Here is a 6,111-nt window from a genome sequence, read left to right as displayed (position 1 = left end):
TCCTGCAGGAAAGCAATCCAACGGAGACCCAGCAGCGACATAAGTCGCGATGCGGCTCCGGGATTGCCTGCGGAAAGCGTGGGCGCCGGAAGGACGAGCGATTCTATTGATGTTAGTCAACAAGCTGCGGCCCGAAGCATTCGCTTCGAGCCTTGTTTTTCATTCAATGATTCAGTTTCGGTGGCATGACGTTCGAACGTTTCAGCAAGATCAGGACGATACCAATCCATAACGTTAAACCGATATACATGAAGAACGTGTTCACATTGAACAGTTGATTATTCATGTATATCGAGAAGACGTTGCTCGTGATACTGTCCACATAATTCCAATCCGCGCTACGCCCTTCTTGATTCATGACGACGTGCTTTACATACGCCCGGTACGTATCAAATTCGTTCGCTTGATAGCGGTACGCCGCATAGAGAAACGCTGGGATGGTGATGACTCCGACCGATAATATACGTGTACTCCAATTCATGACCAATCCCATCCAACCCGTCACGATGAGCAGCATCAAAAATAGAAGAATCGGCAGTGCGAGCAAGGCCGGATTCCCATTCCCTGAAATTTGTAACGGATTGACCGTCATCAGATTACCTAAATAAAAGATACCGGCACATGCGCCGAATCCAATTAGCATCATCCATCCGATTCGCTTGTGCTTATACATCAGAGTTCTCCATTTCTTGTTAGGTTGGCTTAACGTTCATCCTCTTTCAGTATAAGTCTATTATTTCCAAATAAAAACAAAAAATGAACACCCAGTTTAAAACCGAGTGTTCATTCATACCTTAGTTCGTCGCCGCTGCTGTCAACACAGGAACGATTTGTTTTTTACGTGATACGACGCCAGGAAGTGTCGCCAGGCCGTCTAACAGTTCGACGTTGAACGCTTGTTCGAACAAATCATGCTTCGCACCGACAACGAGTGCTTCTGAATCGTTCGTCAAGATGTTCGTGATCGCGAAGACGAACAAGTCGAGCTGTTTGTCAGCAATCGTCTTCGCCATCGCCGCCTCGACTTCACTTTTACGGCTCAACACGTCGTTCGCGTCAACCGTGTTCACTTGGGCGATCTCGATGCGGTAGTCGCCCATCGCGAACTCCTTCGCGTCGAGCGAGATGAGTTCAGGCACCGTCTTCTGGCTCAAGTCGGCTCCTGCTTTCAACATTTCGAGACCGTACGCCTCGACGTCAGTTCCGGCGATGTCTGCAAGCTCTTTCGCTGCTTTGACGTCCTCGTCCGTGCATGTCGGTGACTTGAACAAGAGCGAGTCCGAGATGATCGCCGATAGCATCAATCCGGCCATGTCAGACGCGATTTCGACACCGTGTTCTTTGTACAGCTTGAGCAAGATCGTCGCCGTGCAGCCAACCGGCTCCGCCCGGTAATAAAGTGCGTCTGCCGTTTGGAAGTTAGCGATGCGGTGATGGTCGATGACTTCAAGGATCCGCACGTCAGCAATGTCGGGCGCACTTTGTTGGAATTCATTATGGTCGACCAAGATGACCGAGTTCGTTTCGTCCGATACACGTTCGACGAGGCGCGGCGCCTTGACACGGAAGTGGTCGAGCGCGTATTGCGTCTCCCCGTTCACCTCACCGAGACGGACCGCCTCGGCGTCCATGCCTAATTTCTTTTTCAGTTCAGCGTAAGCGAGCGCCGAACAGATTGTATCCGTATCTGGATTTTTATGTCCGAAGACAAGTACTGTACTCATGATGCATTCTCCTCACTGTTGTAGTTTTCCCTTATCCATTATACCGTCAATCCCCATTCTTTCAATTCCAAAACAAAAAGAGCCTAGACTCGGCTCTTCACGATTGTTCGTCTTCGTCTGTCTCTTCGAGGTCCGAATGATCCCCTTTTGAATCTTCTTCGTGCGAGATATCCGGTTGGTCCCGGTTCAACTTCTCTTGTTCTTCTTGTTCACGTTTGTCTTTGTCTGACATCTGTCTCATCCTTTCGGTACTGAGTCTTGTCGTAGACTGTTCCCCAAGGTTGACACGGTCAAACGGATGTCTCACATCCGTAAACAAACTGTCATGTCAGTCAGCTTGGACGAACACGACTTCATCCCCGCGGATCTCGACGTTGACGTCTTGTCCTTGGAACAACCATTCGTCCTGCTCGGCGACGACGAAACGAATTCCATCTGCGTTCGTCTCGACGACGGCGTTATCAATCTCTTCTGTGATGACACCGACCGAGAACCCGTGCGTCAAATCAGTCGAACCCCCGTATTTAGCGAACAGACGAACCGTCTGTCCCGCCTCGACTTCCATTTCGTCTTTAAAAAATTGGAGTGCTTCTTCCGTCACGTTGATTTTCATGTAACATCCTCCTCTCGACTTCTGTCTTCATTCTAATCGTTTCTCAAAAAGCGAGCGAGGAAGTTGCCTAGAGTGTCGTGCCCGAAAGATACGTGACGGTCAGACTTTGCGCCCTAACCGCACCGCCGTCCATCCCATCGAACGTCACGTCGAACAAGGCGCGACCGATTTCTTCATGCGGCGCGTGCATCGTCGATAAACCGAACGCCTGGCTGATTGGGTGGCCGTCAAACCCGAGGATGGCGACGTCTTCCGGGATACCGACGCCACGCCGGTGCATCTCCCCTAAAAAACCGAGCGCGACGTAATCGGACGACAAAAAGAGCGCGCGGGGACGCTCTTTTCGTTGAAGGAACTCTGCCGCTAAGCGGATCCCGTCTTCACTCGTCAAGTAACCGGTCCATACCCATCGCTCACGCGCGGACGCCACTTCATCGAAGTAGGCCCGCTGACGCGCGATTGAGCTCGGGCTAGACTGCCGCGATAAGACGATACCGATATCCTCATAGCCGGCTTGCGTTAACACATGCAATCCGGCGACGAACGCCGCGTAATGGTCGACATGGACCGAGGAAATCGTCTCAGGCGCACCGACCGTCGCGACCGAGACCGGGCCGAAACTACGGTACGTCTCCAATTCTTCGAACAACATCGCATGCGACAACAGAATTGCCCCATCGACTTCACGATGCTTCAGTAAGTCGAGTGCTTGCCGCTCTTGATCAAGCTTGTACTCGGTCTGCCACATGACGAGACGATACCCTTTCACGAGCGCCGCTTTCGCGAGTCCGTTGACGAACAGTCCGTAGTACGGATGGTCCATATACGGCAACACGACGACGAATCGCTGCGTGCGCCCAGTCGACAGCGTCAGCGCCTGCTGATTCCGTAAATAGCCAAGCTCTGCCATCGCCGCATGGACACGCTGTCGCTTTTCTTTTGAAACGTATGGATGTTCATTAATCACCCGCGAGACCGTCGTCACCGACACGTCCGCTTGTTTCGCGATATCTCGAATGTTCGCCATCCCGCCTCACCTCAATCTGTCAGTCTTTCCATATAGTGTACCCATTCTACTGACCGACTGTCATCTCTTGCCATCACTTGTCGCCGAATCGCTTGGGCGAGACGAAACCGTTCTTCGACGGATAAATGAAGAAACTCATCTTGAAACTGGGCGCACAACATGCGTCCGAACGGTGTGTACAATTGATTGATGACCAGTTCATAGACGATCCCGCTACACCAAGCCTTCCACGTCGTCGGATTCATCAGGCTTCCCTCCTTTGACTCTACCGTACATTCTGAAACGCGTTTCAGAGCAAGCACTTTAGTAATAATCTCTAATTCCGAACATTAAACGCTAAAATGAGAAATTTTTTAGTTTTTTAACTCGAAATCATTGACGATGTCGATTCGATTTCGTATAGTCAACAAGTTGATAACGTGTATTCCACTTTACCGGACAGTTAATGTTCGGAAATTACTACTTATAAGGAGTCTTTCTAATGAACTTATTCCGTTTACAGCAACACGGAACGAACGTTAAACAAGAAGTGATGGCCGGCATCACGACGTTCGTCACGATGGCCTACATCTCGGTCGTCAACCCGGCGATTTTATCCGACGCAGGCATTCCGTTCGCCCAGGCGTTCACGGCGACGATCATCGCCATCTTGATCGGAACAGGATTAATGGCGTTCTATGCCAACCTGCCGATCGCGGTCGCACCTGGGATGGGCTTGAACGCCTTCTTCGCCTATACACTCGTCGCGCAACAACAGATCGCACCAGAAGCCGCGCTCGGCGTCGTCTTCGTCTCGTCGGTCTTCTTCCTGATCTTGTCGCTGTCACCGATCCGGACGAAACTGATTCAAGCGATCCCCGCTTCATTGAAGCACGCCATCACGACCGGTATCGGGTTGTTCATCGCTTCACTCGGCTTGAAGCTGTCCGGACTCATCGTCGCGGATGAGGCGAACCTCGTCCGTCTCGGGGAGTTGTCGTCACCGAGCGTCTTGCTCGTCCTCGGTGGGCTGATCGTCTCGGCGCTTCTGTTCTCACGTAACGTCCCGGGTTCCCTTCTTATCGGGATGGTGCTCACAGGTATCGCGGCCTACTTCATGGGTCTATTGAAAATCGAAGGCGTGACGGCGATGCCGACGCTACCGGAAGGGTTGATGGTCAACCCGCTCACCGCTTTCTCTGACGTCATCCAATATGGCTTATTCGGGGCCGTATTGTCGTTCTTCCTCGTCACGTTGTTCGACACGACGGGAACGCTCGTCGGTGTCGGCAAGCAAGCCGGTTTGTTGAAAGAAGACGGGACGATCGAGAACGGGCACCGGGCCTTGTTCGCTGATTCACTCGCAACGATGGGGGGCTCACTCGTCGGAACGAGTCCATCGACGGCCTACATCGAGTCGGCCGCAGGTGTCGCCCAAGGCGGACGGACCGGACTGACGACAGCCGTCGTCGCGGGCTTGTTCGGTCTCACATTGTTCTTCAGCCCGCTCATCGGTGCGATTTCAGGTGTCGCCGCCATTACGGCGCCGGCCCTCATCATCGTCGGCGCACTCATGCTGACGAACGTCCGCTATATCGATTGGACAGATTTCAGTGAATACTTCCCGGCGTTCATGACGATCCTCATCATGCCACTCTCAGGCAGTATCGAACGCGGGATCGCCTTCGGGTTCATCCTCTACCCGATCTTCAAGGCGATGAACAAAGAGACGGTCCACCCGCTCATCTACTTGTTCGCCGGATTGTTTATTTTGGAAATGTTTTTCCTATAATACTTGACTTTAACCCTCGTCCCCGACGAGGGTTTTTCTGTTATTAATCAGGGAATCACTGTCTTATAGCAGTTTCTTCATGAATATGTATTCATTATCATTTAGTTCTCAATTAGACAGTATTTTACATTTTTTTGAGAAAATGATTCCATTTTTCTGTTTTGTGCTCATTTGTTATGGAATAATAACTGTGAGACCGTTTTCGAATTTGACTAAAATCAGGAAAGAAGGAATGGACATGCCAAACGTGGCGTTGTTCGTCACTTGTCTCTCCGATACGTTATTCCCATCGGTAGGACAAGCGACGGTCGAACTATTAGAACATCTCGGTTGTGACGTCAGCTTCCCGTTCGAGCAGACGTGCTGCGGTCAACCGGCCTATAACAGCGGCTACCATGAAGAGACGAAAAAGATTGCCAAACACATGATTGAGACGTTCGAGAAAGCGGACGCCGACTATATCGTCGGACCGTCCGGCTCGTGTGTCATGATGATGCGCGACTATCCGCACTTGTTCAAAGACGATCCCGTCTGGAAAGAGCGGGCTGAAGCCCATGCGGCAAAGGCGTTCGAACTGACGCAGTTCATCGTCGACGTGCTCGAAGTGACAGACGTCGGGGCGAAATTCCCGGCGAAAGCGACGTATCACGCATCGTGCCATATGACGCGCCTGCTCGGGATCGAGGCGGCACCGGGACAGTTGTTGAAAAACGTTGACGGGTTGACGATGGTCCCACTCGAAAACGTACATAACTGTTGCGGCTTCGGCGGGACGTTCTCGGTCAAGATGCCGGACGTGTCGGTACAGATGGTCGACGAGAAAGTCGAGTCGATTTTAAAATCAGGGGCCGACGTGTTGATCGGCGCTGATGCGTCTTGTTTGATGAACATCGGGGGGCGCCTGCATAAACAAGGGCATCCGATCAAAGTGATGCATATCGCGGAAGTGTTGAACGAAGGGGTGAAACAAGCATGA

The 6,111-nt window shown here is 51.7% G+C and carries 8 protein-coding genes; 2 read left to right on the top strand and 6 right to left on the bottom strand.

The annotated features are described in order from the left end of the window. Nucleotides 1-163 precede the first annotated feature (163 nt). From EVJ22_RS14030 to EVJ22_RS14010, 6 genes are all read right to left on the bottom strand, one after another. Entirely contained in the window at nt 164-673 is a 510-nt protein-coding gene (locus EVJ22_RS14030) for a hypothetical protein (protein ID WP_071398839.1), read from the bottom strand. 121 nt (nt 674-794) lie between these two features. After that, nucleotides 795-1,724 (bottom strand): manganese-dependent inorganic pyrophosphatase, encoded by a 930-nt coding sequence (locus EVJ22_RS14025; protein WP_071398838.1) that lies wholly within the window; start codon nt 1,722-1,724, stop codon nt 795-797. Nucleotides 1,725-1,821: 97 nt separating this feature from the next. Then, nucleotides 1,822-1,956, bottom strand: coding sequence for a hypothetical protein (locus tag EVJ22_RS15665; protein ID WP_016507966.1), 135 nt, complete (start codon nt 1,954-1,956; stop codon nt 1,822-1,824). Between the two features lie 96 nt (nt 1,957-2,052). Continuing rightward, nucleotides 2,053-2,337: a HesB/YadR/YfhF family protein gene (locus EVJ22_RS14020; RefSeq protein ID WP_016507928.1), complete on the bottom strand. Its 285-nt coding sequence runs from the start codon at nt 2,335-2,337 to the stop codon at nt 2,053-2,055. A 67-nt stretch (nt 2,338-2,404) separates the two neighbouring features. Beyond that, complete coding sequence (locus tag EVJ22_RS14015) at nt 2,405-3,364, bottom strand: LacI family DNA-binding transcriptional regulator (RefSeq protein ID WP_131444159.1); 960 nt, start codon at nt 3,362-3,364, stop codon at nt 2,405-2,407. Nucleotides 3,365-3,375: 11 nt separating this feature from the next. Continuing rightward, nucleotides 3,376-3,609 carry a hypothetical protein gene (locus EVJ22_RS14010; RefSeq protein WP_131444158.1) on the bottom strand — a complete coding sequence of 78 codons (234 nt, stop codon included), beginning with the start codon at nt 3,607-3,609 and terminating at the stop codon, nt 3,376-3,378. A 236-nt stretch (nt 3,610-3,845) separates the two neighbouring features. Between EVJ22_RS14010 and EVJ22_RS14005 the strand changes: the two genes are divergently transcribed. Continuing rightward, on the top strand, nt 3,846-5,135 hold the full coding sequence (locus EVJ22_RS14005; protein WP_070328344.1) for an NCS2 family permease: 1,290 nt from the start codon (nt 3,846-3,848) through the stop codon (nt 5,133-5,135). Nucleotides 5,136-5,373: 238 nt separating this feature from the next. Continuing rightward, nucleotides 5,374-6,111, top strand: a complete 738-nt coding sequence (locus tag EVJ22_RS14000; protein ID WP_071398869.1) for a (Fe-S)-binding protein — start codon at nt 5,374-5,376, stop codon at nt 6,109-6,111.

It is taken from the genome of Exiguobacterium sp. SH0S7 (assembly GCF_004337195.1).
Classification (GTDB): domain Bacteria; phylum Bacillota; class Bacilli; order Exiguobacteriales; family Exiguobacteriaceae; genus Exiguobacterium; species Exiguobacterium aurantiacum_A.
Note: the sequence above shows the minus strand (reverse complement) of the source record. Positions and strands in the feature narration are given on the sequence as shown.